The following is a 25,834-nucleotide window of genomic DNA, read 5'->3' as shown; positions in this document are numbered from 1 at the left end:
CGGTCTGACCCCGCGGCCCCGGAGTTGTACGACAACTGTGCAATTGCCGGTAACACTTCCCGCGCCGCTGGCCTATCATTAGCTACCTAACGACGGCTCAGGGTTTGGCGTGCATGCTGGCAATCTTTCTGGAAACCCTGAACATCACCGCGCCGGTTTTCGCGATGCTGTTTCTCGGCGTGTTGCTCAAGCGCGTTGGCTGGATCAACGACAGCTTTATCCACACCGCCTCATCGCTGGTGTTCAACTGCACGATGCCCGCACTGCTGTTTCTGGGGATCATTCACGCTGACCTTCATGCGGCGCTGCAGCCCGGCGTCCTGATCTATTTCATCGTCGCCACGCTGGCCGGTTTCGCCTTGTCATGGGGTTGGGCCATTTACCGCGTGCCGTTCGCCGAGCGTGGCACTTACACCCAAGGGGCGTTTCGCGGCAATAATGGCGTCATCGGCCTTGCCCTGGCCGCGAGCATGTATGGCGACTATGGCATTTCTCTCGGCGCGATCCTCGCCGCGCTGGTTATCCTTTTCTACAACACCCTGTCCACCGTCGTGCTGGCGGTCTACAGCCCGGTCATCAAGTCCGACCCGTGGAGCATTACCAAGAGCGTCATGGCCAATCCGCTGATTATCAGCATTGTCCTCGCTACGCCGTTCGCCTACTTCCAGATCCCTCTACCTAAATGGCTAGACACCTCCGGCAGCTATCTGGCGCAGATGACCTTGCCGCTGGCGTTGATGTGCATTGGCGGCACGCTGTCGTTGAAGTCGTTGCGAGAGAGCGGCACGCTGGCAATCAGCGCGAGCTTGATGAAAATGGTCTGGCTGCCGCTGATCTGCACGCTGGGTGCGTGGTTGCTGGGCTTTCGTCATGCGGAGCTGGGTATTCTGTTTCTGTACTTCGGCGCACCGACGGCGTCGGCCAGTTTCGTCATGGTCCGCGCGGCCAATGGCAATCACGAGCTGGCCGCGTCGATCATCGTCATGACCACCTTGGCGGCGGCCGTGACGACCAATATCGGCATCTTCATTCTGCAGTGGGGCGGCTGGATTTAGGCAATAAAGCCATGCTCTCACTGGCGACATTCCACGGCCTGGATCGCAATCCGTAGGCGCCGGCTGGCTGGCGAACCCGGTGCGTCAGGCGACATCCTCGTCACTGATCTGCCGCTCTCGCCAGCAAGCCGGCTTCTACAGTGGGTCGCGGTTCAACCGCAGTTGATCAATGCTGACGACGCCAGGCCCGCACCGTACCCACGACGACACATAGCGCAATCACCGGTAGCGCGTAATGAATCATCAGGCGCTCCAGCCGCTCGGCCAGGGGCATCCCTGTGGTGAATGAGACGATGTGCAGCCCGTACACCGCGTAAAGGCCGAGCAGCAACAGGCCTTCGAGTCGGCTGATGCGATAGCCCGAATAAAACAGCGGCACGCACAGCGCTGCGACCCCCAGCATCACCGGCAAATCGAAATCCAGCGCATTGGGCGAGATGGACAGCGGGCCTGTCGAAATCAACGCGGTAATGCCGAGTACACCCAGCAGGTTGAACAGGTTGCTGCCGATGATATTGCCCACGGCGATGTCCCGCTCGCCGCGCAATGCCGCGACCAGCGAGGTCATCAGCGCGGGCAGCGAGGTTGCCACGGCGATCACTGTCAGGCCGATGACGCGCTCCGACAGGCCCAGGTCCAGTGCAACCGAGACGGCCGCGCCGACCAACAGATGACTGCCAAACGTCAGCAGAGCCAGGCCACAGGCCATCAGGACCAGCCGGCCCAGCAAGGGCCCGATGCGCCGGCGCGGTGCAAGGTCCGTTCTCGGCACATGCCGGGCGCCGTGGGCAAACTGGCGCACCACGACGAACACATAGCCCGCCATGCCCAGTAACAGCACGATGCCATCCAGCGCGCTCAGCTCACCGTTCCACGCGAGTGCGGCGACCAGGGCGGTGGCCGCGATCATCAGCGGCAGATCAACGCGCACCAACTGCCGGGCCACGCGCAGCGGGATGATCAGCGCGGACAGCCCCAGCGTGACCAGCACATTGAAAATATTGCTGCCGATCACGCTGCCCACGGCGATGTCCGTGCTGTCCGTGAACGCCGCCTGCAGGCCGACGGCCAGCTGCGGGGCACTGCTGCCCAACGCGACGACGGTCAGGCCAAGGAATAACGGACGGGTCTTGAGCAGGGCGGCGAGGGCCACGGCAGCGCGCACCGACAGTTGCGCACCGATGATCATCAGCAGCAGGCCGCAGATCAACTCGATCACCGTGGGCAGGGGAAGATTCGTCAGGGCAAGAATTCAGGGCACCAGTCAGTCGTCGAGGGCTTGTACCCGCACTTGGGCGGTTCCGCTGCGCAGCATACCCAATTGCGCAGCCGCTGCACGTGACACATCGATCAGCCGCCCCCGGGTATGCGGGCCGCGATCGTTGATACGGACGATCACCTTGCGGTCATTGTCCAGATTGGTGACTTGCACGCGTGTGCCGAACGGCAGTTGGCGATGCGCCGCCGTCAGGGAATTGAGGTCGAAGCGTTCGCCGCTGGCGGTGCGCTGACCCTGGTGTTGGGAGCCGTAATACGAGGCGCTGCCGGTGGCGTTGTAACCGTGCGGGTCGATAATGCCGTCACTGGCACAGCCGGCGAGCAGAGAGAGCAGGGCGCAAGCGCCGAGGATTCGCCGCATGGGGCAGGGTCCTGATCCGGGAATTGATCGTTCCCACGCTCCGCGTGGGAATGCAAAGGGTGACGCTCTGCGTTACAAAACAGACGCAGAGCGTCCAGATAGGTGTTCCCACGCGGAGCGTGGGAACAATCATTGCGGGGAATGCCTTCAGCCTTCCAGCTTGCGCTTGAGCAGTTCGTTGACCTGACCCGGGTTGGCCTTGCCTTTCGACGCTTTCATCGCTTGCCCCACGAAGAAGCCAAACATTTTGCCGCGTTTGGCTTCATCGGCCGCGCGGTATTGTTCGACCTGTTCGGCGTTCGCGGCGAGCACGTCATCCAGCATTGACTCGATGGCGCCGCTGTCGGTGACCTGCTTCAGACCCAGACGCTCGATAATCTCGTCCGCACTACCAAGGCCTGTCACGACTGCTTCACTTTCAGCCATTGCGATAAAAACAGTCTTGGCGATCTTGCCGGAAATGGTGTTGTCCTTGATGCGCAGCAGCATGCCGCCCAGTTGCTCGGCGCTGACCGGCGATTCGTCAATCTCGACGCCTTGCTTGTTCAGCAACGAACCCAGCTCCACCATTACCCAGTTGGCCGCAAGCTTCGCGTCACCGGAAATACTGACGACCTTCTCGAAGAAGTCCGCCTGTTCGCGGCTGGACGCCAATACGCTGGCGTCGTACAGCGACAACCCGAACTGCGACTGGAACCGCTCGCGTTTTTGTGGCGGCAGCTCTGGCAGGGTGGCGCGGGTCTGCTCCAGAAATGCGTCTTCGATGATCACCGGCAACAGGTCAGGATCGGGGAAGTAACGGTAGTCGTTGGCTTCCTCTTTGCTGCGCATGGCGCGGGTTTCGTTGGTGTTCGGGTCGTACAGGCGGGTCTGCTGAATGACCTTGCCGCCGTCTTCGATCAAATCGATCTGGCGCTGGATCTCGCTGTTGATTGCCTTCTCGATGAAGCGGAACGAGTTGACGTTCTTGATCTCGCAGCGCGTTCCGAACTCGACCTGGCCTTTGGGGCGGATCGACACGTTGCAGTCGCAGCGCAGCGAGCCTTCAGCCATGTTGCCGTCGCAGATGCCGAGGTAGCGCACCAGCGCGTGCATCGCCTTGACGTAGGCGACTGCCTCTTTCGCCGAACGCATGTCCGGTTCGGACACGATTTCCAGCAACGGGGTGCCGGCACGGTTCAGGTCGATGCCGGTCATGCCGCTGTAGTCTTCGTGCAGGCTTTTGCCGGCATCTTCTTCAAGGTGGGCGCGGGTCACGCCGATGCGCTTGATGGTGCCGTCTTCCAGCGTGATGTCCAGGTGGCCTTTGCCAACGATCGGCAGCTCCATCTGGCTGATCTGATAGCCCTTGGGCAGGTCGGGGTAAAAGTAGTTCTTGCGGGCGAACACGTTGTGCTGGCCGATCTCGGCATCAATGGCCAGGCCGAACTTGACCGCCATCTGCACGGCTTCCTTGTTCAGCACCGGCAGTGTGCCGGGCATGCCCAGGTCGACGAGGCTGGCCTGGGTATTGGGCTCAGAGCCGAACGTGGTGGCGCTGCCGGAGAAAATCTTCGATTGGGTGGTGAGCTGGGTGTGAATCTCCAGCCCGATGACGACTTCCCATTGCATGTGTTTTCTCCTTAGAAGCCAGCCGGCGAGCGGGTGTGCCAATCGGTTACTTGCTGGTATTGATGGGCAACGTTCAGCAAGCGGCCTTCCTGGAAATACGGCGCCAGCAGTTGCACGCCCACCGGCAGGCCATCGGCGAAACCAGCGGGCATCGACAGGCCCGGCAGGCCCGCGAGGTTGGCGGTGATGGTGTAGAAGTCCTCCAGGTACTCGGCGATCGGGTCGGCATTCTTGGCGCCGATTTTCCAGGCCGGGTTCGGCGTGGTCGGGCCCAGGATCACGTCGACTTCGGCAAACGCGTTCATGAAGTCGTTCTTGATCAGGCGGCGAATCTTCTGCGCCTGCAAGTAGTAAGCGTCGTAGTAACCGGCCGACAGCGCGTAGGCGCCGACCAGAATCCGGCGCTGTACTTCAGGGCCGAAGCCTTCGCCACGGGAGCGCTTGTACAGATCGGTGAGGTCTTTGGGGTCCTCGCAGCGATAGCCGAAGCGCACGCCGTCGAAGCGCGACAGGTTGGAGGACGCCTCGGCCGGCGCGATCACGTAGTAAGCCGGGATCGCGTGTTGCAGGTTCGGCAGGCTGATTTCCTTGACCACCGCGCCGAGCTTTTTCAGCTCCTCGACGCTGGCCATGACCAGATCGGCGATGCGTGGGTCCAGACCGGCACTGAAATACTCTTTCGGTACGCCAATGCGCAGGCCTTGCAATGAGGCATTCAAGCCGGCGCTGTAATCCGGCACGGGTTCGTCGATGCTGGTGGAGTCATTGACGTCGAAACCAGCCATGCCTTGCAGCAACAACGCGCAGTCTTCCGCAGTGCGGGCCATCGGGCCGGCCTGATCGAGACTGGAGGCGTAGGCGATCATGCCCCAGCGCGACACGCGACCGTACGTCGGCTTCAGGCCGGTCAGGTTGGTCAGCGCGGCAGGCTGGCGAATGGAACCGCCGGTGTCGGTGCCGGTGGCGCCAGGCAGCAGACGCGCCGCCACCGCCGCCGCCGAACCACCGGACGACCCGCCAGGAACATGCTGCAGGTTCCACGGGTTTTTAACGGCGCCGTAGTGGCTGGATTCGTTGGCCGACCCCATGGCGAATTCGTCCATGTTGGTCTTGCCCAGGGTCACGGTGCCAGCGGCGCCGAGCTTGGCAACTACGGTGGCGTCGTACGGCGCCTTGAAGTTGTCGAGCATCTTCGACGCGCAGCTGGTGCGAATGCCCTTGGTGCAGAAGAGGTCCTTGTGCGCCAGGGGAGCCCCCAGCAGCGCGCCGGTTTCGCCTGCCGCACGACGGGCGTCGGCGGCCTGAGCCTGGGTGATCGCCAGGTCTTCGGTGACAGTAATGAAGCTATTGAGCTGCGGATCCAGCTGGGCGATGCGCGCCAGCAGAGTGCGGGTCAATTCTTCGGAAGAAAACTTTTTATCGGCGAGTCCGCGAGCGATCTCTGCCAGAGTCATTTGATGCATTGCAGGCACATTCCCTTAGTCGATGACCTTCGGAACCAGATAAAGGCCGTCTTGGACCGCTGGTGCGATGGCTTGATAGGTATCGCGATGATTGACCTCGGTAACCGCATCCACACGCAGGCGTTGCGAGGCCTCGAGGGGGTGCGCGAGGGGCTCGATGCCGGTGGTATCGACCGCCTGCATCTGGTCAATCAGCCCGAGAATGCTGTTCAGTGCTTCAGTAGTACGCGGGATATCGGCGTCATTGAGGCCCAGTCGGGCCAGATGAGCGATTTTTTCCACGTCGGAGCGATCAAGCGCCATGGGGTTCTCCAGTGGAATGCGCACGGGGTGAGCCGTACGTCAGATTGCGGAACACTACGCCCTTTAAACGGTCATAAGGCCGCGATCTTCCAGGGTAGTGCTCGGAAAAACCGCCAATTTAACATATTGGCTCCTTGCCCAAAATCCCTGTCGTTGTTAGAGTTTGCCGCACTTTTTTACCCACGCGTTGCCTAGGGTCCTTTCCCCATGTTCAAGAAACTGCGTGGCATGTTTTCCAGCGATCTTTCCATCGACCTGGGCACTGCCAACACCCTTATTTACGTGCGTGAGCGCGGCATTGTGCTGAATGAGCCATCAGTTGTGGCCATTCGGACCCACGGAAATCAGAAGAGCGTTGTTGCTGTCGGGATGGAAGCCAAGCGAATGCTGGGCCGTACCCCGGGCAACATCGCCGCCATTCGCCCCATGAAAGACGGCGTCATCGCCGACTTCAGCGTGTGCGAAAAAATGCTTCAGTACTTCATCAACAAAGTTCACGAGAACAGCTTCCTGCAGCCAAGCCCTCGCGTGCTGATCTGCGTGCCTTGCAAATCGACCCAGGTCGAGCGTCGCGCCATCCGCGAATCCGCTCTGGGTGCCGGCGCCCGTGAAGTATTCCTGATCGAAGAACCCATGGCAGCAGCCATCGGTGCCGGCCTGCCGGTTGAAGAAGCTCGCGGTTCAATGGTCGTCGACATCGGTGGCGGTACCACTGAGATCGCGCTGATCTCCCTGAACGGCGTTGTCTACGCCGAGTCCGTGCGTGTGGGTGGCGACCGTTTCGACGAAGCGATCATCACGTACGTGCGTCGCAACTACGGCAGCCTGATCGGCGAATCCACCGCCGAGCGCATCAAGCAGGAAATCGGTACCGCCTACCCGGGCGGGGAAGTGCGTGAAGTCGACGTACGCGGCCGTAACCTCGCTGAAGGCGTGCCACGTGCCTTCACCCTGAACTCCAACGAAGTGCTGGAAGCGTTGCAGGAATCCCTTGCAACCATCGTTCAGGCCGTGAAGAGCGCGCTGGAGCAATCCCCGCCAGAGCTGGCGTCGGACATCGCCGAGCGCGGTCTGGTGCTGACCGGTGGTGGCGCGCTGCTGCGTGACCTGGACAAACTGTTGGCTCAGGAAACCGGTCTGCCGGTCATCGTGGCCGAAGACCCGCTGACCTGCGTCGCGCGTGGCGGTGGTCGTGCGCTGGAAATGATGGACAAGCACACCATGGACCTGCTCTCCAGCGAATAAATCGCCGGAACGCAGCATGTTGCGCTTAACGGGCAGCACCTTACCGTGCTGCCTGTTCGTGTCCGACCTGTTGACGTCGCGCAGCGATGTTGCAAGTCTGGCACCCTGCATTTCCATCAACCCGCATCAGGCCGGTTTCATGTCGCATGAATAAGCACAGCCCCACTCACGCATCTCTGGAAGGAGCGGCCCATTAAACCGCTTTTCTCCAAGGGCCCGTCCCTGGGCGTCCGTCTACTGGTGCTGGTCGTGCTGTCTGTGGCCATCATGGTCGTGGACGCGCGTTTCACCCTGCTCAAGCCTGTCCGCAGTCAGATGTCGCTGGTGCTGATGCAGTCTTACTGGATTGCCGATCTGCCCGAGCGCCTGTATCAGGGCGTCGCCAGCCAGTTTGGCAGCCGCACCGAACTCGCCGCCGAAAACGAAAAACTCAAGACCGAAAACCTGCTGCTGCAAGGCCGCCTGCAAAAGCTGGCTGCCCTGACCGAGCAGAACGTGCGCCTGCGCGAGCTGCTGAACTCATCGGCGCTGGTCAACGAAAAGGTCGAAGTCGCCGAGCTGATCGGCATGGACCCCAACCCGTTCACTCACCGGATCATCATCAACAAGGGTGAGCGCGACGGCGTGGTTCTGGGCCAGCCAGTGTTAGACGCGCGCGGCTTGATGGGGCAGGTGGTCGAATTGATGCCGTACACCTCCCGTGTGCTGCTGCTGACTGACACCACCCACAGCATTCCGGTGCAAGTGAACCGCAACGGTCTGCGCGCGATTGCCAGCGGCACCGGTAACCCGGAACGTCTTGAGCTGCGCCACGTAGCGGACACCGCTGACATCAAGGAAGGCGACCTGCTGGTGAGTTCCGGCCTGGGTCAGCGTTTCCCGGCCGGTTATCCGGTGGCGACGGTCAAGGAAGTGATTCACGACTCCGGCCAGCCTTTTGCCATTGTGCGGGCAGTCCCCACCGCGGCATTGAACCGCAGTCGTTATCTGTTGCTGGTGTTCTCGGACGGCCGTTCCCCTGAGGAGCGCGCTGCCGACGCCGCGCAGCAGCAGGAATCCCTTGATCGTCAGGCGGCTGATCCGGCAGCGGTGCCATCGGCGACTGTGCCGGGCGCTGCCCCTGCGGCCACGCCGAACAAACCTGTCGTTCCGGCCACCGTGCCGAAACCTGCTGCGCGCAGTGCTTCGTCGACGCCGTCCAGTACCAACGCGTCGGCTCCGGCCACCACCGCCCCGGCGACAACAACGCCTGCCAAGCCCGCGACCAGCAAGCCGCCGGCCAAACCTGCGGCAAAACCTGCCGCCACCCGACCGGCGACACCCGCTGCGACCCCGGCCGCCCCACGCGAGAGGGAAGAATAATGGCGCGTCACGCTCCCGCACGAAACGGCTGGGTGGTCTGGCTGACCTTCGCCATCGGCCTGCTGCTCAGCGTTTCACCGCTGCCGCAGTTCATGGAGATTTTTCGCCCCTTGTGGCTCGCGCTGTTACTGGCCTTCTGGGCGTTGGCGCTGCCGCACAAGATCGGCATGGTCACGGCGTGGATGCTGGGGCTGGCCGAGGATGTGCTCTACGGCACGTTGCTGGGGCAGAACGCATTGATCCTCACGCTGATTACGTTTCTGGTGCTGTCGTTGCAGCAGCGCTTGCGGATGTTCCCGATGTGGCAGCAGTGTCTGGTGATCCTGGTGATATTCGGCCTCGCGCAGCTGGTGCAGTTGTGGCTCAGCGCCCTGACCGGCAATCGCCAGCCCACCCTCGCGTTGGTGTTGCCAGCCTTGGTCAGCGCTTTGCTCTGGCCGTGGGTCAGCTATGGTCTGCGTGGGTTGCGGCTGCGGTTGAAGATCAATTAGGTAAGTGGGAACGGCATCTGCCAGTTTTTGTAGGACCGGCTTCAGCCGGGAAGAGGCCAGTGCGAGCACCCTCAATTCTGCGGCGTGACACCCGACGCTTTCCCGGCTAAAGCCGGTCCCACAAGCACGCGACGCATCAGTGAGATTGGCATCAGATACGCGATCTGTTTTTAGTGGGACCGGCTTCAGCCGGGAAGAGGCCGGTGTGGTCACCATCACGTCTGCGGTGTGCACCAAGGCTACGCTTGTGATCAACGACACGGAGACGTCCCATGCCCCAACTGCTTCTTGCCTCCGGCTCCCCGCGCCGCCGTGAGCTGCTCACCCAGATCGGCGTGCCGTTTACGACCCTCAGCGCCGACATCGACGAAACCCCTCTGGCTGACGAAACCCCTGCCGCGTATGTCCTGCGACTGGCGCGTGGCAAGGCCGACGCCGGGCTGCTGCAGCTGGCCAATGATCCCGCCTACCCTACCGCCTGCGTCCTCGGCGCCGACACGGCGGTGGTCCTCGACGGGCGCATCCTCGGCAAACCGGCGGACGAAGCCGAAGCACTGGCCATGCTTGCGGCCCTCTCCGGTCGAGAGCACGAAGTCCTGACCGCCATCGCCGTGGTGCACGAAGAGCGCTGCGAAACCCGAACGGTCACCAGCCGAGTGCGTTTCCGGGCGATCCCGGAAGAAGAGGCGCGTCGTTACTGGTCCAGCGGCGAGCCCTGCGACAAGGCCGGCGGCTATGGCATTCAAGGCCTGGGCGCGGTGTTCGTGGAAAACCTCAGTGGCAGTTATTCCGCCGTGGTCGGTTTGCCCTTGTGCGAAACCGCAGAAATCCTTCAGCGTTTCGGCATACCCTGTTGGCAACGCCCGGAAGGTGACAAGTCATGAGTGAAGAGATACTGATCAACATCACGCCAATGGAATCGCGCGTGGCGGTCGTTGAGAACGGGGTGTTGCAAGAGGTGCACGTCGAACGCACCCAGCGTCGCGGAATCGTGGGCAACATTTACAAGGGCAAGGTCGTGCGCGTGCTGCCTGGCATGCAGGCGGCGTTCATCGACATCGGCCTGGACCGTGCGGCGTTCATTCACGCCTCGGAAATATCCATGCGCGAAGGCCCTGCCGTGGAGACCATCAGCTCGCTGGTCCACGACGGGCAGAGTCTGGTCGTGCAGGTCACCAAAGATCCGATCGGCAGCAAAGGTGCGCGGTTGACCACGCAGCTGTCGATACCGTCGCGCTACCTCGTCTACATGCCGCGCACGGCCCATGTCGGTATCTCCCTGAAAATCGAAGATGAGGCTGAGCGCGAACGCCTCAAGCAAGTGGTCAGCGATTGCGTCGCCAAAGAAGGCATCAAGGAAAAGGGCGGTTTCATCCTGCGCACGGCGGCCGAAGGCGCGGGCGCGGACGAGATCATGATGGACATCCGCTACCTGCGCAGGCTGTGGGATCAGATCGGTGAGCAGATCAAAACCATCAGCCCCGCCAGCGTGATCTACGAGGACCTGGGCCTGGCCCTGCGTACGTTGCGCGACCTGGTCAGCCCGCGCACCGAAAAAATCCGTATCGATTCCCGCGAAACCTTTCAGAAGACCACCCAGTTCGTCGCCGAGCTGATGCCGGAAATTGCCGACCGCCTGGAGCACTACCCCGGCGAGCGGCCGATTTTCGACCTGTATGGCGTCGAGGACGAGATTCAGCGGGCGCTGGACCGCAAGGTGCCGCTCAAGTCCGGCGGCTACCTGGTAATCGATCCCGCCGAAGCCATGACTACCATCGACGTGAACACCGGTGCGTTCGTGGGCCATCGCAATCTTGAAGAGACCATTTTCAAGACCAATCTGGAAGCGGCGATAGCGATCGCTCGCCAGCTGCGCCTGCGCAACATCGGCGGCATCATCATCATCGACTTCATCGACATGGAAGACGCCGAGCACCAGCGTCAGGTGCTGCGTACGCTTGAAAAACAGCTTGAACGCGATCATGCCAAAACCAACATCATCGGCATCACCGAACTGGGCTTGGTGCAGATGACGCGCAAGCGTACCCGGGAAAGCCTTGAGCAAGTGCTTTGCGAGCCGTGCAGCAGTTGCCAGGGCCGTGGCAAGCTGAAGACCCCGGAAACCATCTGCTACGAGATATTCCGGGAGATCCTGCGCGAAGCCCGTGCCTATCAGGCCGTGGGCTACCGAGTGCTGGCCAATCAGAAAGTGGTCGACCGGCTGCTCGACGAAGAATCCGGCAACGTGGCCGAGCTGGAAGTGTTCATTGGCAGGACCATTCGCTTCCAGGTCGAGACCATGTACTCCCAGGAACAATATGACGTCGTGTTGCTCTGAGTGTGCGTGATGCGCCGCGCTACTCGGTTGCGGTGCAGTTGAATACAGAAAACAGTGCCCTTGAGGCAGACGGAACGGATGCCGTCCAACGAGAACAACGCGTGGCGATTGAGCACAACCTGGACGTACCCGCACCTGCACCCTTGGGCCGGATGCCATTTGCAGGCAGTTTTTGCGGAGGCGCAGCGACATGGAGCGTCTGACCCGGTTTCTGGCTGCGCTGACCCGCTGGGGCCTGACGCTGTGCGCCCTCGTGGTGGTTCTGGTTGCGCTGTACGTGAGCGTTGGCCGTCAACTGGTGCCGATGGTGGCTGAATACCGCGCCGACGTTGAAGCCAAGGCGCAGACCGCGCTGGGCATGCCGGTCAGTATTGGTCGGCTGGAAGGCAGCTGGAGCGGCTTCGCCCCTGTCTTCGTCGCACGTGATGTGATGGTTGGCGAGGGCGGTAACGCCGTTCGACTTGATCACGTGCGGGCCATGCCTGACCTGCTTGCCAGCTTGACTCACCGCGAAGTGCGCCTTGAGCGTCTTGAGCTGGACGGCCTGCAGATTGGCCTGAAAGAAGACCAGACTGGCCACTGGGCGCTGCAAGGGCTTCCCGTGCAGCCTGAGCAGAGCGTGGACCCCGAGAAAATCCTCAATCAGATGCAGATGGTCTCGCACCTGTCGCTGTTCGACAGCCAGATCACCTTGCAGCCATACGAACAATCGCCTCTGACGCTGACGTATGTAAGCCTGACGCTGAAGACCGGCAGCCTGCATCAGCGTCTCGACGCTCGCCTGAACCTGCCCGACGGTCAGCCGCTGTCGCTGAACATCCGTTCCACGGTGCGCGCCCATGAATGGCGCGACGGCGAGGCACAGGCCTACCTGAGCGTGCCGCAAAGCGAGTGGTCGCACTGGCTGCCAAAGAGCCTGACCCGTGAATGGAAGATTCAGAAGCTCAAGGCCGGTGGCGAGTTCTGGCTGAACTGGGGCAAGGGCTCGCTGCAAAGCGCGGTCGCGCGCCTGAATGCGCCGACGTTCAAAGGCGCGTACGCGGACCGCAAGCCCGCGAGCATCAACAACCTGGCGCTTAACGCCTGGTTTCAGCGCGATGAAAAAGGCTTCAGCGCCACCCTTGATTCGCTGGCGATGGACCTGAACAGTAAGCGTTGGGAAAGCCGCATCCACTTGCAGCAGACCGCGGCGACGACCGACAGCCAGGCGCTGTGGCACGTCCAGGCGGATCGGCTTGATCTGACGCCCCTCACGCCGCTGCTTGACTCACTGGCGCCCTTGCCCGACCCGGCGATGGTGGCGCTCGACCGCTTGAAAGTCACCGGTGGATTGCGCAACGTGCTGGTCGATTACCGGCCACAGGCCGAGGCGCCGAAGCGACTGAGCTTCGCCGCCAATCTGGACAAGGTAGGCTTCGACGCTTACCACGGCGCGCCGGCGGCGGGGAACGTCAGCGGTGCCATCAGCGGTGACCTGGGCCAGGGCGAACTGCGCCTGGACACCGACGATTTCATGCTGCACCTGGACCCGATCTTCCGTAACGAGTGGAAGTACCGTCACGCCAACGCGCGTCTGACCTGGACGCTGGACGATCAAGGCTTCACGCTGATCGCGCCGTACATCAAGGTGGCGGCGGAGGAGGGCACTATCGCCAGCGATTTCCTCATCCGTCTGCACTTCGATCACAGCCAGGAAGACTACATGGACCTGCGCGTCGGGCTGGTCGACGGCGACGGTCGCTACACCTCCAAATACCTGCCTGCTGTCCTCAGCCCGGCCCTCGACCAGTGGCTGCGCACCGCGATCCTGGGCGGCAATGTCGATCAGGGTTTCTTCCAGTACCAAGGCTCGATCAACCACGACGCACCCGCCGTCGCACGGGTCATCAGCCTGTTCTTCAAAGTGCGCAATGCGAGCCTGGCCTTCCAGCCGGGCTGGCCGCAGCTGACCAACGTAGACGGCGACGTCTTCGTCGAAAACAGCGGCGTGCGCATCCGCGCCAACAAAGGTCAGCTGCTGAACACCCAGGTCAGCAATGTCGCGGTGGACATTCCCCACGTTGCGGCGGGTCAGTCCAGCCATCTGCTGGTTGATGGGAACCTGAAAGGCAGCCTTCAGGACGGCATGAAGATCCTTCAGGAAGCGCCGATCGGCACCGGCCAGATCTTCGCCGGCTGGCAGGCGGAAGGGCCGCTGCAGGGCCATATTAATCTGGATATTCCTCTGGTGAAGGGGCAGGACCCGAAGGTCGTGGTGGACTTCAGCACCGACAGCGCGCGGCTCAAGCTCGCCGACCCTGTGCTGGAGCTGACGCAGCTTCGCGGCGACTTCCGGTTCGATTACACCAAGGGCCTGAGCGGCAAGAACATTAAGGCTGTCGCCTTCGACAAGCCGGTGAACGCCGAGATTTTCGCCGAAGGCAAACCCGGCGCGCCGGTGACGCGTATCACCGCCAGCAGCCAGGTCGCTAGCAAGCGTCTGACCGACTGGCTGGGCGTCACGCAGCCGCTGCCGATTTCGGGTGACTTGCCCTACCAACTGCAGCTGACATTGAACGGCAACGCCAGCCAGCTGCAGATTAACTCGAACCTTAAAGGCCTCGCCGTCGATCTGCCGGCACCGTTCGGCAAAGCCGCTGATGAGACGCGCGACACCGATTTTCGTATGAACTTGCAGGGCCCGGAACGACGCATCGACGTCGGCTACGGCAATATGGCCAATCTGGCGTTCGCATCGCCGCCCGGCAAATTCGGAGAAGGGCGCGGCGAGCTGTTTTTGGGCGAAGGCGGGGCGATCGTGCCGGACAGCAAGGGCCTGCGTCTTCGCGGTTCACTGTCCGAGCTTGATATAGCGCCCTGGCAAGCCATGGCTGAGCGTTACGCCGGCAATGACCCGGGCGGCAGCGCCAAGCAGTTGCTCAACAGTGTCGACCTGCAGATCGGCAAGCTGACCGCGATGGGCACGACCCTGGAGCAGGCGGGCGTCCAGCTCGCGCGCAGTGCTGCTGCGTGGGCGCTGTCGCTGGACAGCGCTAAAGTGAAGGGCACGGCAACGCTGCCGGACAGCAAGACCGCGCCGATCGACATCAGCCTGCTGTATGTACGCCTGCCGGCGCCGGACCCGAATGCCGCTGTCGTGGAAAACGCCCCGGATCCGCTGGCGGATGTCGACCCGCGCAAGATCCCCGCGCTGAACATCAAAATCACCCAGTTGTTTCAGGGCGATCAGTTGATGGGCGCCTGGTCGCTCAAGGTCCGGCCGACGCCCAACGGGCTTCAACTGGCTGACCTCAATCTGGGCCTCAAAGGCATTGCGCTGCTGGGCAACGGTGGCTGGGAAGGCACCCCGGGGGCGACCAGCAGTTGGTTCAAGGGCCAGGTGAGCGGCAAGAATCTGGCCGATGTGCTTAAAGCCTGGGGTTTCGCGCCCACGGTGACCAGCCAGGAGTTCGAGCTGAACGCGGACGGCCGCTGGCCGGGCTCGCCCGCGTGGGTGGGCTTGAAACGCTATTCCGGCAGCCTGGACGCGACGCTGAAGAACGGCCAGTTCGTCGAAGTCGAGGGCGGAGCGCAGGCGTTGCGGGTGTTCGGCCTGCTTAACTTCAATTCCATTGGTCGGCGTCTGCGTCTGGACTTCTCCGACCTGCTGGGCAAGGGGCTGAGCTATGACAAGGTCAAAGGTCTGCTGGTCGCCAGCGACGGCGTCTACGTGACCCGCGACCCGATCACCATGACGGGGCCGTCCACCAACCTTGAGCTCAACGGCACACTGGACATGGTCCGTGACCGGGTTGATGCCAAGCTTCTGGTGACGTTGCCTGTTACCAACAACCTGCCGATTGCCGCCTTGATCGTCGGTGCGCCGGCGATTGGCGGCGCGCTGTTTCTGGTCGACAAACTGCTGGGTGACCGCGTATCGCGCTTCGCCAGCGTGCAGTACAAGGTGGAAGGTCCATGGAAAGAACCCAAGATCACCTTCGACAAGCCGTTCGAGAAGCCTCAGTGAGGTGTGCGCCCGGCGGACGAATGTGTGGCGTCACACTCGATGCGTTCCCGGCTAAAGCCAGTCCTACAGGGTGCGCGCCGTGCGTAGGACCGGCTTCAGCCGGGAAGAGGCCGGTTGGAACGCCGACAGTTTCGCGGTGTGACGCCTGACGCGTTCCCGGCTAAAGCCGGTCCACGATGTGCACGCGGTCAGTGGGACCGGCTTCAGCCGGGAAGAGGCCAGTCTGAACACCCTCGATTTCGCGGCGTGACGCCTGACGCTTTCCCGGCTGAAGCGTGTCCCACAGGGTACACGCGGTTTTAGTGGGACCGGCTTCAGCCGGGAAGAGGCCAGTCCGAGCACCCTCGATTTTGCGGTGTGACGCCTGACGCTTTCCCGGCTAAAGCAGGCCCCACAGGGTATACGCGGTGTCAGTGGGACCGGCTTCAGCCGGGAAGAGGCCAGTCAGAGCACCCTCGATTTTGCGGCGTGACGCCCGACGCTTTCCCGGCTAAAGCCGGTCCCACAGGGTATACGCAGTGTCAGCGGGACCGGCTTCAGCCGGGAAGAGGCCAGTCAGAGCACCCTCGATTTTGCGGCGTGACGCCTGACGCGTTCCCGGCTAAAGCCAGTCCTACAGGGTATACGCGGTTTTAGTGGGACCGGCTTCAGCCGGGAAGAGGCCGGCTGGAACACCGACAGTTTTGTGGTTTGGCTCCCGGCGCCTTCCCGGCTAAAGCCAGTCCTACAAGGTATACGCGGTTTTAGTGGGACCGGCTTCAGCCGGGAAGAAGCCAGTCTGAACACCCTCGATTTCGCGGTGTGACGCCTGACGCGTTCCCGGCTAAAGCCAGTCCAACAGGGTGTGCGCCGTGCGTAGGACCGGCTTCAGCCGGGAAGAGGCCGGTTGGAACGCCGACAGTTTTGCAGTGTGACGCCTGACGCCTTCCCGGCTCAAGCCGGTCCCACTAAGCTGAGATAGCGTGTGGGGCAAGCCCAATCACCGGTGCTTGGGGTAGAGTGCAGTTCTATCGATCAGGGAGCGTTTATGTCCTTCGCAGTCATTCAGATGGTCAGCCAGAGCGATATCGAGGGCAATCTGGCCCAGGCGCGGCGGTTGCTGGAACAGGCTGCTGCGTCGGGGGCGAAACTGGCCGTGCTCCCGGAAAACTTCGCTGCCATGGGCCGTCGTGATGTCGCCGCCATCGGCCGCGCCGAGGCCCTTGGCGAAGGATTGATCCTGCCATGGTTGAAACTTGCTGCCCGAGACCTCACGTTATGGATAGTGGCCGGGACACTGCCGCTGCCCCCCGAAGGTCAGCCCGATGGCAAGGTCACGGCGTGTTCACTGTTGATTGACGATCAGGGCCGGCAAGTCGCGCGTTACGACAAGCTTCATCTGTTCGACGTCGATGTCGCCGATGCACGAGGGCGATATCGCGAATCCGACGATTACGCCCACGGCAGCAATGTGGTGGTGGCTGACACGCCGGTGGGGCGTCTGGGGCTTTCGGTGTGTTACGACCTGCGCTTCCCAGAGCTGTATACCGCGCTGCGTGAAGCCGGCGCCGAGCTGATCACTGCGCCGTCAGCGTTCACGGCCGTGACCGGCGCGGCGCACTGGGAAATTCTGCTGCGCGCCCGGGCTATCGAAACCCAGTGCTACGTGCTGGCAGCCGCGCAGGGCGGAATTCATCCGGGACCGAGAGAAACATTTGGGCACGCGGCGATCATAGACCCATGGGGCCGCGTGTTGGCCGAGCAGGCACAGGGTGAAGCCGTGCTGCTGGCCGAAAGAGACAGCGTAGAACAAGCGTCCGTACGGGCGCGCATGCCGGTATCGAATCACCGGCGATTTTTTTCGCAGGCCGCCGTGCGACCTGCCAATACCCCGGAGTGAATATGAGCCACTTGTCCTCTGTCAGCGAACACCTTCTGGCGCCAGGCGGCCTGAGTATCGACAGCCTGCAATCGGTGCTCGGTGAGCTGGCCGGCCCAGGCATCGACGCTGCCGACCTGTATTTTCAAGGGCAGATTTCCGAGTCCTGGGCGCTGGAAGACGGCATCGTCAAGGAAGGCAGCTTTAACCTCGATCAGGGCGTTGGCGTGCGAGCGCAATCGGGCGAGAAAACCGGTTTCGCCTACAGCAACGCCATCACCCCTGAAGCCCTGACCCAGGCCGCCCGTGCCGCACGGTCGATTTCACGCGCGGGTCAGAACGGCCGGGTTCAGGCGTTTACCACCCAGGACGTCGCCCAGCTGTACGCCCCGGACAACCCGCTGGAAGTCATGACCCGCGCCGAGAAGGTCGAGCTGCTCAAGCGCGTCGACGCCGCCACACGTGCGCTGGACCCGCGCATCCAGCAAGTCACCGTGAGCATGGCCGGTGTCTGGGAGCGCATCCTTGTTGCTTCCACGGACGGCGGTCTTGCAGCCGACGTGCGTCCGCTGGTGCGCTTCAACGTCAGCGTTATCGTCGAGCAGAACGGCCGTCGTGAACGCGGCGGACACGGCGGCGGCGGTCGTACCGATTACCGCTATTTCCTCAGCGACGACCGCGCGATGGGCTATGCCCGTGAAGCGCTGCGTCAGGCGCTGGTCAACCTGGAGGCGATTCCGGCGCCGGCTGGCACGTTGCCGGTGGTGTTGGGCTCGGGCTGGTCCGGCGTGCTGCTGCACGAAGCGGTCGGCCACGGCCTTGAAGGCGACTTCAACCGCAAGGGCAGTTCGGCCTACAGCGGTCGCATGGGCGAGATGGTCGCGTCGAAACTCTGCACCATCGTCGATGACGGCACGCTGGCCGATCGCCGCGGTTCCCTGACCGTCGATGACGAAGGCACCCCGACCGAGTGCACAACGCTGATCGAAAACGGCGTGCTCAAGGGCTACATGCAAGACAAGCTCAATGCTCGGCTGATGGGTGTGGCGCGCACGGGTAACGGTCGTCGTGAGTCCTACGCGCACCTGCCGATGCCGCGCATGACCAACACCTACATGCTCGGCGGCGAGAGCGATCCGGCGGAAATCATCGCCTCGGTCAAACGCGGCATCTATTGCGCCAATCTAGGCGGCGGGCAGGTGGACATCACCAGCGGCAAGTTTGTCTTCTCCACCAGCGAGGCTTATCTGATCGAAGACGGCAAGATCACCGCCCCGGTCAAAGGCGCGACGCTGATTGGCAACGGGCCGGAATGCATGAGCCGTGTGTCGATGGTCGGCAACGATCTGTCCCTGGACAGCGGCGTCGGCACCTGCGGCAAAGACGGTCAATCGGTGCCGGTGGGCGTGGGTCAGCCGACGCTGAAAATCGATGCGATCACTGTTGGCGGCACAGGCGGGGCGTGAGAAGTAGAGGGGCGTGCGCCGTTTGAGTGATCAAACGGCGCAGCAGTTTCAGCGAAGTCCGCGTTTGGTTTCGTCCAGTTCGCGGATGTATTTGAAGATTTTGCGGGTTGCGGTGGGGGCTTTGTTCTGTGCCGCTTCGTGCTGAGCCTGACGGATCAGCGAGCGCAGTTGCTGACGATCGGCGTCCGGGTATTCGCTGACGAACTGCTCAAGCACGTCGTCAGTGCCGGTCACCAGGCGATCACGCCAGCGTTCCAGATTGTGGAAACGCTCGTTGTACTGGCGCGTGGAAGCGTCGAGCTGATCCAGTAGCACCAGGATCTCGTCCAGATCCTGATCGCGCATCAGCTTGCCGATGAATTGAATGTGGCGTTTGCGCGCAATGTGCGCGGTGTGCTTGGAAGCATCGGCCAATGCCCGACGCAGCGGGTCGGTCAGAGGCAGCTTGGCCAGCACATCGGGCTTGAATGTCGTCAAGCGTTCGCCCAGCTCCACCAGAGCGTGAAGCTCTCGTTTGACCTGGGTTTTGCTTTTCTCTCCGTCAAAGGAGTCGTCGTAAGAATCAACCATGGGGGCCGTCCGCAAATAAACGCCGCCATGATAACCAGTCGGGGCGTGATTGTCCGGCCCGGCTGCTGAAATCGGAATTTGATGGAGTACGTCATGAGTGCATCAGAAAGCGTCGGCCCGCAGGCTTTGCCGGCATTGCAGCAACAGGTCGAACAGATCGTCGCTGAAGCCAAACGTCAGGGCGCGACCGCGTGCGAAGTGGCCGTGTCACTGGAACAGGGCCTGTCCACGACGGTGCGCCAGCGCGAGGTTGAGACGGTCGAGTTCAACCGTGACCAGGGTTTTGGCATCACCTTGTACGTGGGCCACCGCAAAGGTTCGGCCAGCACCTCCGCCAGCGGCCCCGATGCCATTCGCGAGACCGTTGCAGCGGCGCTGGCCATCGCCAAACACACCTCGGAAGACGAAAGCTCGGGCCTCGCCGACGCCGCCCTGATGGCTAGGGATCAGCCGGATTTCGACCTGTTCCACCCGTGGGACATCACCCCTGAGCAGTCCATCGAGCGCGCCTTGATCTGCGAAGCCGCCGCCTTTGACGCCGACAGCCGGATCAAAAACGCCGACGGCACCACGCTGAACGTGCATCAGGGCTGCCGCGTGTATGGCAACAGTCACGGTTTCATTGGCGGTTATGCGTCGACCCGTCATAGCCTGAGTTGCGTGATGATCGCCGAGGGCGAAGGGCAGATGCAGCGCGACTATTGGTACGACGTCAATCGCCGTGGCGAGCTGCTGATGGACGCAAAACTGATCGGCCAGAAAGCCGCCGAGCGCGCAGCGAGCCGCCTGGGCGCCCGGCCGGTGCCGACCTGCGAAGTACCGGTGCTCTTCTCCGCAGAACTGGCGGGCGGTCTGTTTGGCAGTTTTATGGGCGCGATCTCCGGTGGCAATCTGTACCGTAAATCGTCGTTCCTGGAAGGCGCGATCGGCCAGCGGCTGTTCCCGGAATGGATGACCATCGACGAGCGCCCGCATTTAGTGGGCGCGATGGGCAGCTCCGCGTTCGACGGCGATGGCCTGGCGACCTACGCCAAGCCGTTCGTCGAAAATGGCGACCTGGTGTCCTACATCCTCAGCACGTATTCGGGTCGCAAACTGGGCCTGCCGAGCACGGCGAATGCGGGGGGCGTGCACAACCTGTTCGTCAGCCATGGCACCGAAGACCAGGCCGCGTTGATCCGCCGAATGGGGCGCGGTTTGCTGGTAACCGAGTTGATGGGCAGCGGCCTGAACATGGTCACCGGCGACTATTCCCGCGGTGCGGCGGGTTTCTGGGTGGAGAACGGCGAGATCCAGTTCCCGGTTCAGGAAGTGACCATCGCGGGCAACATGCGCGATATGTTCAAGCAGATCGTTGCGGTGGGCAGTGATCTGGAGCTGCGCAGCAACATACGCACAGGTTCGGTGCTGATCGAGAAGATGATGGTGGCGGGGAGCTGAGTTCGTCCTGCTTAACGCTTCATCCTGAAGGCCTGCCCCGATTGACGGCGCGGGCCTTTTTTTGGTCGTTGCGCGGCAAACTCTGAGGAAAGGAGTACGGGCAGGCTTTCACCTCTGGCGTTCTCTTGAGCTGCGTTCAGACCCAATGCACGGCATGGGCTTGTTTTGATTCTTAAACTCATTTAATAATGAATCTCATTCGTTAAGTGGGCCTCGGTCATGGGTACTGTTCTGCACGAGTCGCCGTACCTGGAAAACTGGCGCGCGTTAAGCCTGCGGATTCGTTGCGCGCTGGATCCGGACGAGCCGCGGGTCATCGAACATTACCTCGCCGAAGGCCGCTATCTGGCGCGCTTTACCGCCACGCCCAAATCCCTCATCTGCGAAAGCACCTTTCGCCTGCTCATCGACACCGCCAGCGATACCGCGCTGCCCTGGCATTGGCGTTGCCTCTGTCTGGACCAGGCGTGGCGCCCGTTGCGGGACATGCAGGCGCTTGCCGAGTCCGCCGCGCAACAGCAGCGGGTGCAGGCGTTCGCCCAGCGTCTGGCGAGCTGTGTCTTGTTGCCGTCGATTGTTCTGACCGACGCCGTGCCATCGAACCCGCAAAACGCCCTGCCGACGGCTTCTGATCGCCGGCGCCACTCGTGAGGACCTGCGCCATGGAGCAATGGAAACGTACCATCCTGAGCGGTAACGATTGCTTCAACCGAGGCGACCTGATCGATGCGCGTGAGCTGTACCTGCAAGCGCTCGCGCTGGCGCAGGTGCTTTTCGACCGCTGGAGCGTCGCCGATGAGGCGGTGGCAGCGTTGGTGATTTCGCACCACAACCTGGCGGATCTGCACTTGAGCCTGGGTCAGCCGGAGGAGAGCTCCGAATACCTTTGCGCCGTTCATGAGCGCCTCCTGAAGGTGATTAAACACCCGCAGATGGCACCCGCCTTGCGTCAGGCAGCGCTGCGACACAGTACAAAAACCTACAGCGAACTCTTGGGTTTCGTCGGTCAGTACGGCGAGTACCCACGCACCCAACGCCTGCTCAACAGCCACGGCGAACATTCCCGCTCGGCGCTTCAGCACACTGCCGTCCGCGCCGGCACCCTCTCGTTCGGAGTCCACTGATATGCCATTTACCTTGCCAGCCTTGCCTTATGCCTACGATGCGCTTGAGCCGCACATCGACGCGCAGACCATGGAAATTCACCACACCAAGCACCACCAGACCTACATCAACAACCTCAACGCGGCGGTCGAGGGCACTGAATACGCCCACTGGCCCATCGAAAAGCTGGTGGCCAGTGTTGCCGAGCTCCCGGAAAAACTGCGCCCGGCGGTCATCAACCAAGGCGGCGGCCATGCCAACCATTCACTGTTCTGGGACGTCATGAGCCCCCAGGGTGGCGGCTTGCCGAGCGGTGCGCTGGCGTCGGCGATTGACGAGCAAGTGGGCGGGTTCGAGGCGTTCAAGGACGCGTTCACCAAAGCGGCGCTGACCCGATTCGGCAGCGGCTGGGCCTGGCTGAGCGTCACGCCGGACAAAAAGCTCGTCGTGGAAAGCAGCGGCAACCAGGACAGCCCGCTCATGAACGGCAACACGCCGATCCTCGGTCTCGACGTTTGGGAACATGCCTATTACCTGCGCTACCAGAACCGTCGTCCGGAATACATCGCCGCGTTCTACAACGTCGTCAACTGGGATGAAGTCGCCAAGCGCTACGCAGCGGCGCTCGGCTGAAACCTCCCAGATCTGAGATAAGGCGATTTATGCGCTCGGACATACTGGCTCTCGGCAGCGGACGGTTATTGCGGCTGGCATTGGGCTCGATTCTGGTACTCGTCGGCACGGGATTGCTGGTCGCCCAGGGGCTTTCGTGGGTAGCGCTGGAACCCAGGATGTTGCGAGCCCTTGAAGGTGGCGCCATCTGCGCATTGGGCACCGCCCTGGGCGCCGTGCCGGTGTTGGTAATCCGCGGTATGCCCTTGGCCGTGTCCGACGGGCTGCTGGGCTTCGGCGCCGGCATCATGCTCGCGGCGACGGCGTTTTCATTGATCGTGCCGGGCCTGGGTGCCGCACACGATCTGGGCTTTAGTCCATGGGGCGCCGGCGCCTTGGTCAGCTTCGGGATACTGCTCGGTGCTGCCGGTTTGTTTGTAGTCGACACGCTGGTATCGAGCGGGCCGCAGTTGTCGGAGGTGGCCGAAAAACCAAAGATCCCCTCAAACATCTGGCTGTTTGTGATTGCCATCATCGCCCACAACATTCCCGAAGGCATGGCGGTGGGGGTGTCGGCAGGCGGCGGATTGGCCCATGCCGACAGCCTGGCGATGGGCATCGCCCTGCAGGACGTACCGGAAGGGCTGGTCATTGCGCTGGTGCTCGCGGCGGCCGGCATGTCACGGCTCAATGCGTTCCTGATCGGCGCGGCGTCCGGGCTGGTCGAGCCGGTGTTTGCGGTGCTCTGCGCCTGGCTGGTGGAAATTGCCGCGTTGCTGTTGCCGCTCGGGCTGGCGTTGGCCGCAGGGGCGATGCTGTTGGTGGTGACCCACGAAATCATCCCCGAATCCCGCCGTAACGGGCACGACAAAATCGCCAGCTTCGGATTGCTGGCCGGCTTCTGTTTGATGATGGTGATGGACACGGCGCTGGCGTAACCGCGGACATATAGTGCGGCTTGAGCACCATAGCGCGCACCGTTGGCGTGGCGTGCGTTAGGTCTTGCGGATGTCTCTGGTCCTGTAGGAGCCGGCTTGCTGGCGAACGCGGAGCATCAGATGCGTAGATATCGTTCACACAACGGGTTCGCCAGCAAGCCGGCTCCTACGGATTTGCGTCTGTCCCGGCGCGCTTCATAGGTAATCGACGGTCGTAAGTGCGACGGTTCAACCTAACTTCGACAGCGTCACGGCATCTGGCTTGCCGCCAAAAAACGCGTCAAGCACTTGCTGGAACACCGGTGTTTGCGGCGCCACCGCCGCGAACAGCGTCATGCTCGATCGCAGTTTCATGTCATCCGGCGAGCCCATGATCTGCATGGCGCTGCGGTCTTTCCACTCAAGCAGCGCCTCGCAACAGCGCGCCAACCGTTCGCCCAATACCGAATGCTGCAAGTAGGCAATCGCCTCTTCACGTCCGCTGATGCCGTACCGGCGCGCCATGTCGCTGTGGCCCAGGCCCGCCAGTTGCGGGAACACGAACCACATCCAGTGCGACTGCTTGCGCCCGGATTTCAGTTCAGCCAACGCGCGCTCATGGATGGATGCCTGGGCATCGACAAAGCGCTGCAGGTCAAATTGATCGTTCACTGTGAGCCTCCTGAGCCTGACCTCGGCATGACGCCGTCCTAGCGTGAGACTACAACAGCAGGCGATGTTTCAAGGTCTTTGAAGCGCCTGCTCCTCGGTTGGGTAAAAACCCTTATAATCCTGCGCCTATTCCCTCTGATGCGAGATCCGCCGTGAGCTTACCGCCGTGCCCGAAATGCAGTTCCGAGTACACCTATGAAGATGGCAGCCAGTTGGTGTGCCCGGAATGCGCCCACGAGTGGTCGGCTGATGGTGCCAGCGCCGACGCGGCAGATGACGCCAAGGTGATCAAAGACGCAGTGGGCAATACCCTGCAGGACGGCGACACCGTCACCGTGATCAAGGACCTGAAGGTCAAGGGTTCTTCACTGGTGGTCAAGGTCGGCACCAAGGTCAAAAACATCCGCCTGGTGGACGGCGATCACGACATCGACTGCAAAATCGACGGCATCGGCGCGATGAAGTTAAAGTCGGAGTTCGTCAAGAAGGGTTGATCACTGCCTGCCCTGATCGGCAGGTTCACCGTTCTCCGGGTCTACCTGCTGATCGTTCCGCACGCTCTGCGTGGGAATGCCGCTCATGACGCTCCGCATCGCCGGAATGCAGGCGCGAACATGGGTAAGAGCGCCGCAAATATGTAGGCCTGATCCTCCTGCCATTTCGGACACTTCCTACCGACAGAGTGGCATTGCTGCCCATCAATCCCGCCGTAGGTCCCATAACCTTTGCCACCTTGAAGTCGCTTATAACCGGATTGCGTCGGTGTCAGATTTCTACCGCTACTTCAAAGAAAATATGGAGAGCATGGGCCTGCCTGCGCCTCAATCGCTTTTTGGCTCTGTCACGAGCGCGGTTGCGACAGCGACGACGCTTCTCAGCCAGGTCGAGAAATTCGGTAAAAAAGTGACCATTAATGAGTTTTTGCGCGCGGGTACCAAATTAGAGCAACTGGCAATCGTCGGGGCATGCTCGGCGGCGTTCTATTTGGGTGCGGTGATTGGAAGCATTGCCGTCGCTACCGGAAGGGTGCTTGGTAACGGCGCGACTTTATCCGACGTGCTTCTCACTGCCCAAACACATAACCTGAGGACTGACTGGTTGGTCCATTGCTTACACATGTATCCAGGCATATACCAAGCCGCCACGCCGGGCAAAACCATTTATCGATTCTTGGGACATGTGGTGTGAAAGACTCAATCTTGCTACTGACAGTCGCGGTGATCGTCGCCTATGCCGCGTGGGTGTTTTGGCATTACGTGGGTCTGAAGGGCATTGAGCTGCTAAGCACGCTAATGATTGTGGCGCTTGCGGTGGACAATTCGCGCTTGAGGCGCGAGTTGAAAAAGCGCAGGACCTGATCCGTAGGTGCGGTCCATGCGGCCTCGCCACCGTGCGCTTGTGATCGTTCCTCACGCTCTGCGTGGGAATGCCGCTCATGATGCTCCGCGTCATTCAAACGTGGATTGGGACGCGGAGCATCCTGGGGCGGCGTTACTACGCAGAGCGTGGGAACGATCAGTCATCCACACGGCAGGGCGCCGACCTCAACTCGGCAAATTAATCCCGAACGTATTCACACCATGCTCGCTGCGCACGAACACGGTGCCGCCGTGCATCAATGCGATGGCTTTGACGATCGCCAGGCCAAGGCCGTGATTGGCGCCGCTGTTGCTGCGCGAAGC

The 25,834-nt window shown here is 61.9% G+C and carries 25 protein-coding genes; 17 read left to right on the top strand and 8 right to left on the bottom strand.

The window, feature by feature from the left end; all coding sequences use genetic code 11:
• Positions 1-113 precede the first annotated feature (113 nt).
• On the top strand, positions 114-1,055 hold the full coding sequence (locus VF672_RS15785; RefSeq protein ID WP_331105499.1) for an AEC family transporter: 942 nt from the start codon (positions 114-116) through the stop codon (positions 1,053-1,055).
• Between the two features lie 166 nt (positions 1,056-1,221).
• Here the strand turns inward: VF672_RS15785 and VF672_RS15780 are convergent, their stop codons facing one another.
• The 5 genes from VF672_RS15780 to gatC form a co-directional block, all read right to left on the bottom strand.
• A complete protein-coding gene (locus VF672_RS15780; protein ID WP_331105498.1) occupies positions 1,222-2,274 on the bottom strand; it encodes a calcium/sodium antiporter in 1,053 nt (350 codons plus the stop codon).
• A 45-nt stretch (positions 2,275-2,319) separates the two neighbouring features.
• A complete protein-coding gene (locus VF672_RS15775; protein WP_331105497.1) occupies positions 2,320-2,694 on the bottom strand; it encodes a septal ring lytic transglycosylase RlpA family protein in 375 nt (124 codons plus the stop codon).
• A gap of 147 nt (positions 2,695-2,841) precedes the next feature.
• Positions 2,842-4,305 carry an Asp-tRNA(Asn)/Glu-tRNA(Gln) amidotransferase subunit GatB gene (gene gatB, locus VF672_RS15770; RefSeq protein ID WP_331105496.1) on the bottom strand — a complete coding sequence of 488 codons (1,464 nt, stop codon included), beginning with the start codon at positions 4,303-4,305 and terminating at the stop codon, positions 2,842-2,844.
• A gap of 11 nt (positions 4,306-4,316) precedes the next feature.
• On the bottom strand, positions 4,317-5,768 hold the full coding sequence (gene gatA / locus VF672_RS15765; RefSeq protein ID WP_331105495.1) for an Asp-tRNA(Asn)/Glu-tRNA(Gln) amidotransferase subunit GatA: 1,452 nt from the start codon (positions 5,766-5,768) through the stop codon (positions 4,317-4,319).
• A 15-nt stretch (positions 5,769-5,783) separates the two neighbouring features.
• Positions 5,784-6,071, bottom strand: coding sequence for an Asp-tRNA(Asn)/Glu-tRNA(Gln) amidotransferase subunit GatC (gene gatC, locus VF672_RS15760; protein ID WP_331105494.1), 288 nt, complete (start codon positions 6,069-6,071; stop codon positions 5,784-5,786).
• Positions 6,072-6,278: 207 nt separating this feature from the next.
• On the opposite strand from gatC, the gene mreB reads away from it, so the two are divergent.
• The 8 genes from mreB (at position 6,279) to tldD (ending at position 18,837) form a co-directional block, all read left to right on the top strand.
• Entirely contained in the window at positions 6,279-7,316 is a 1,038-nt protein-coding gene (mreB, locus tag VF672_RS15755) for a rod shape-determining protein MreB (RefSeq protein WP_020292894.1), read from the top strand.
• A 192-nt stretch (positions 7,317-7,508) separates the two neighbouring features.
• On the top strand, positions 7,509-8,678 hold the full coding sequence (mreC, locus tag VF672_RS15750; RefSeq protein WP_331105556.1) for a rod shape-determining protein MreC: 1,170 nt from the start codon (positions 7,509-7,511) through the stop codon (positions 8,676-8,678).
• Positions 8,678-9,169, top strand: coding sequence for a rod shape-determining protein MreD (mreD, locus tag VF672_RS15745; RefSeq protein WP_065990112.1), 492 nt, complete (start codon positions 8,678-8,680; stop codon positions 9,167-9,169). The genes mreC and mreD overlap by 1 nt, the downstream gene beginning before the upstream one ends.
• A gap of 272 nt (positions 9,170-9,441) precedes the next feature.
• On the top strand, positions 9,442-10,053 hold the full coding sequence (locus VF672_RS15740; protein ID WP_331105493.1) for a nucleoside triphosphate pyrophosphatase: 612 nt from the start codon (positions 9,442-9,444) through the stop codon (positions 10,051-10,053).
• A complete protein-coding gene (rng, locus tag VF672_RS15735) occupies positions 10,050-11,507 on the top strand; it encodes a ribonuclease G (RefSeq protein WP_133776249.1) in 1,458 nt (485 codons plus the stop codon). Before VF672_RS15740 ends, rng begins: the two co-directional genes overlap by 4 nt.
• Positions 11,508-11,697: 190 nt before the next feature.
• Positions 11,698-15,513 (top strand): YhdP family protein, encoded by a 3,816-nt coding sequence (locus VF672_RS15730; protein WP_331105492.1) that lies wholly within the window; start codon positions 11,698-11,700, stop codon positions 15,511-15,513.
• Positions 15,514-16,540: 1,027 nt separating this feature from the next.
• Complete coding sequence (locus VF672_RS15725) at positions 16,541-17,392, top strand: carbon-nitrogen hydrolase family protein (RefSeq protein ID WP_331105491.1); 852 nt, start codon at positions 16,541-16,543, stop codon at positions 17,390-17,392.
• 2 nt (positions 17,393-17,394) lie between these two features.
• Positions 17,395-18,837: a metalloprotease TldD gene (gene tldD, locus VF672_RS15720; RefSeq protein ID WP_331105490.1), complete on the top strand. Its 1,443-nt coding sequence runs from the start codon at positions 17,395-17,397 to the stop codon at positions 18,835-18,837.
• A 48-nt stretch (positions 18,838-18,885) separates the two neighbouring features.
• On the opposite strand, the gene yjgA is transcribed toward tldD, so the two are convergent.
• A complete protein-coding gene (gene yjgA, locus VF672_RS15715) occupies positions 18,886-19,407 on the bottom strand; it encodes a ribosome biogenesis factor YjgA (RefSeq protein ID WP_331105489.1) in 522 nt (173 codons plus the stop codon).
• Positions 19,408-19,500: 93 nt separating this feature from the next.
• Between yjgA and pmbA the strand changes: the two genes are divergently transcribed.
• The 5 genes from pmbA to VF672_RS15690 all read left to right on the top strand — a co-directional run bounded on the left by pmbA (position 19,501) and on the right by VF672_RS15690 (position 23,501).
• Complete coding sequence (pmbA, locus tag VF672_RS15710) at positions 19,501-20,847, top strand: metalloprotease PmbA (protein WP_331105488.1); 1,347 nt, start codon at positions 19,501-19,503, stop codon at positions 20,845-20,847.
• Positions 20,848-21,066: 219 nt separating this feature from the next.
• A complete protein-coding gene (locus tag VF672_RS15705; protein WP_331105487.1) occupies positions 21,067-21,498 on the top strand; it encodes a FagA protein in 432 nt (143 codons plus the stop codon).
• Positions 21,499-21,509: 11 nt separating this feature from the next.
• On the top strand, positions 21,510-21,971 hold the full coding sequence (locus VF672_RS15700; protein ID WP_331105486.1) for a hypothetical protein: 462 nt from the start codon (positions 21,510-21,512) through the stop codon (positions 21,969-21,971).
• A gap of 1 nt (position 21,972) precedes the next feature.
• On the top strand, positions 21,973-22,584 hold the full coding sequence (locus VF672_RS15695) for a superoxide dismutase (protein WP_331105485.1): 612 nt from the start codon (positions 21,973-21,975) through the stop codon (positions 22,582-22,584).
• Positions 22,585-22,613: 29 nt separating this feature from the next.
• Positions 22,614-23,501, top strand: a complete 888-nt coding sequence (locus VF672_RS15690) for a ZIP family metal transporter (protein ID WP_331105484.1) — start codon at positions 22,614-22,616, stop codon at positions 23,499-23,501.
• A gap of 228 nt (positions 23,502-23,729) precedes the next feature.
• Here VF672_RS15690 and VF672_RS15685 read toward each other — a convergent pair whose 3' ends face one another.
• The gene (locus VF672_RS15685) at positions 23,730-24,152 is read right to left on the bottom strand and encodes a DUF1810 domain-containing protein (RefSeq protein WP_331105483.1); all 423 of its coding nucleotides are present in this window, start codon (positions 24,150-24,152) and stop codon (positions 23,730-23,732) included.
• A gap of 152 nt (positions 24,153-24,304) precedes the next feature.
• Between VF672_RS15685 and VF672_RS15680 the strand changes: the two genes are divergently transcribed.
• The 3 genes from VF672_RS15680 to VF672_RS15670 all read left to right on the top strand — a co-directional run bounded on the left by VF672_RS15680 (position 24,305) and on the right by VF672_RS15670 (position 25,510).
• Complete coding sequence (locus VF672_RS15680) at positions 24,305-24,646, top strand: zinc ribbon domain-containing protein YjdM (protein WP_331105482.1); 342 nt, start codon at positions 24,305-24,307, stop codon at positions 24,644-24,646.
• Between the two features lie 268 nt (positions 24,647-24,914).
• On the top strand, positions 24,915-25,340 hold the full coding sequence (locus VF672_RS15675; protein WP_331105481.1) for a hypothetical protein: 426 nt from the start codon (positions 24,915-24,917) through the stop codon (positions 25,338-25,340).
• Positions 25,337-25,510: a hypothetical protein gene (locus VF672_RS15670; RefSeq protein ID WP_331105480.1), complete on the top strand. Its 174-nt coding sequence runs from the start codon at positions 25,337-25,339 to the stop codon at positions 25,508-25,510. Before VF672_RS15675 ends, VF672_RS15670 begins: the two co-directional genes overlap by 4 nt.
• A 186-nt stretch (positions 25,511-25,696) precedes the next feature.
• Here VF672_RS15670 and VF672_RS15665 read toward each other — a convergent pair.
• On the bottom strand, positions 25,697-25,834 hold a 138-nt coding region (locus VF672_RS15665; protein ID WP_331105555.1), incomplete at its 5' end, for an ATP-binding protein.

Origin of the sequence: Pseudomonas sp. (genome assembly GCF_036387035.1) — a bacterium.
Taxonomy (GTDB): Bacteria; Pseudomonadota; Gammaproteobacteria; order Pseudomonadales; family Pseudomonadaceae; genus Aquipseudomonas.
The sequence above is the reverse complement of the archived record's forward strand: the minus strand, read 5'-3'. Positions and strand labels throughout refer to the sequence as shown.

Coding starts and splice junctions, on each gene's coding strand:
- gatA (WP_331105495.1), bottom strand. CDS start 5,768: ATGCATCAAATGACTCTGGCAGAGATCGCTCGCGGACTCGCCGATAAA.
- VF672_RS15725 (WP_331105491.1), top strand. CDS start 16,541: ATGTCCTTCGCAGTCATTCAGATGGTCAGCCAGAGCGATATCGAGGGC.
- mreD (WP_065990112.1), top strand. CDS start 8,678: ATGGCGCGTCACGCTCCCGCACGAAACGGCTGGGTGGTCTGGCTGACC.
- VF672_RS15785 (WP_331105499.1), top strand. CDS start 114: ATGCTGGCAATCTTTCTGGAAACCCTGAACATCACCGCGCCGGTTTTC.
- VF672_RS15740 (WP_331105493.1), top strand. CDS start 9,442: ATGCCCCAACTGCTTCTTGCCTCCGGCTCCCCGCGCCGCCGTGAGCTG.
- VF672_RS15730 (WP_331105492.1), top strand. CDS start 11,698: ATGGAGCGTCTGACCCGGTTTCTGGCTGCGCTGACCCGCTGGGGCCTG.
- rng (WP_133776249.1), top strand. CDS start 10,050: ATGAGTGAAGAGATACTGATCAACATCACGCCAATGGAATCGCGCGTG.
- VF672_RS15700 (WP_331105486.1), top strand. CDS start 21,510: ATGGAGCAATGGAAACGTACCATCCTGAGCGGTAACGATTGCTTCAAC.
- VF672_RS15695 (WP_331105485.1), top strand. CDS start 21,973: ATGCCATTTACCTTGCCAGCCTTGCCTTATGCCTACGATGCGCTTGAG.
- VF672_RS15705 (WP_331105487.1), top strand. CDS start 21,067: ATGGGTACTGTTCTGCACGAGTCGCCGTACCTGGAAAACTGGCGCGCG.
- yjgA (WP_331105489.1), bottom strand. CDS start 19,407: ATGGTTGATTCTTACGACGACTCCTTTGACGGAGAGAAAAGCAAAACC.
- gatB (WP_331105496.1), bottom strand. CDS start 4,305: ATGCAATGGGAAGTCGTCATCGGGCTGGAGATTCACACCCAGCTCACC.
- mreB (WP_020292894.1), top strand. CDS start 6,279: ATGTTCAAGAAACTGCGTGGCATGTTTTCCAGCGATCTTTCCATCGAC.
- VF672_RS15690 (WP_331105484.1), top strand. CDS start 22,614: ATGCGCTCGGACATACTGGCTCTCGGCAGCGGACGGTTATTGCGGCTG.
- tldD (WP_331105490.1), top strand. CDS start 17,395: ATGAGCCACTTGTCCTCTGTCAGCGAACACCTTCTGGCGCCAGGCGGC.
- gatC (WP_331105494.1), bottom strand. CDS start 6,071: ATGGCGCTTGATCGCTCCGACGTGGAAAAAATCGCTCATCTGGCCCGA.
- pmbA (WP_331105488.1), top strand. CDS start 19,501: ATGAGTGCATCAGAAAGCGTCGGCCCGCAGGCTTTGCCGGCATTGCAG.
- VF672_RS15775 (WP_331105497.1), bottom strand. CDS start 2,694: ATGCGGCGAATCCTCGGCGCTTGCGCCCTGCTCTCTCTGCTCGCCGGC.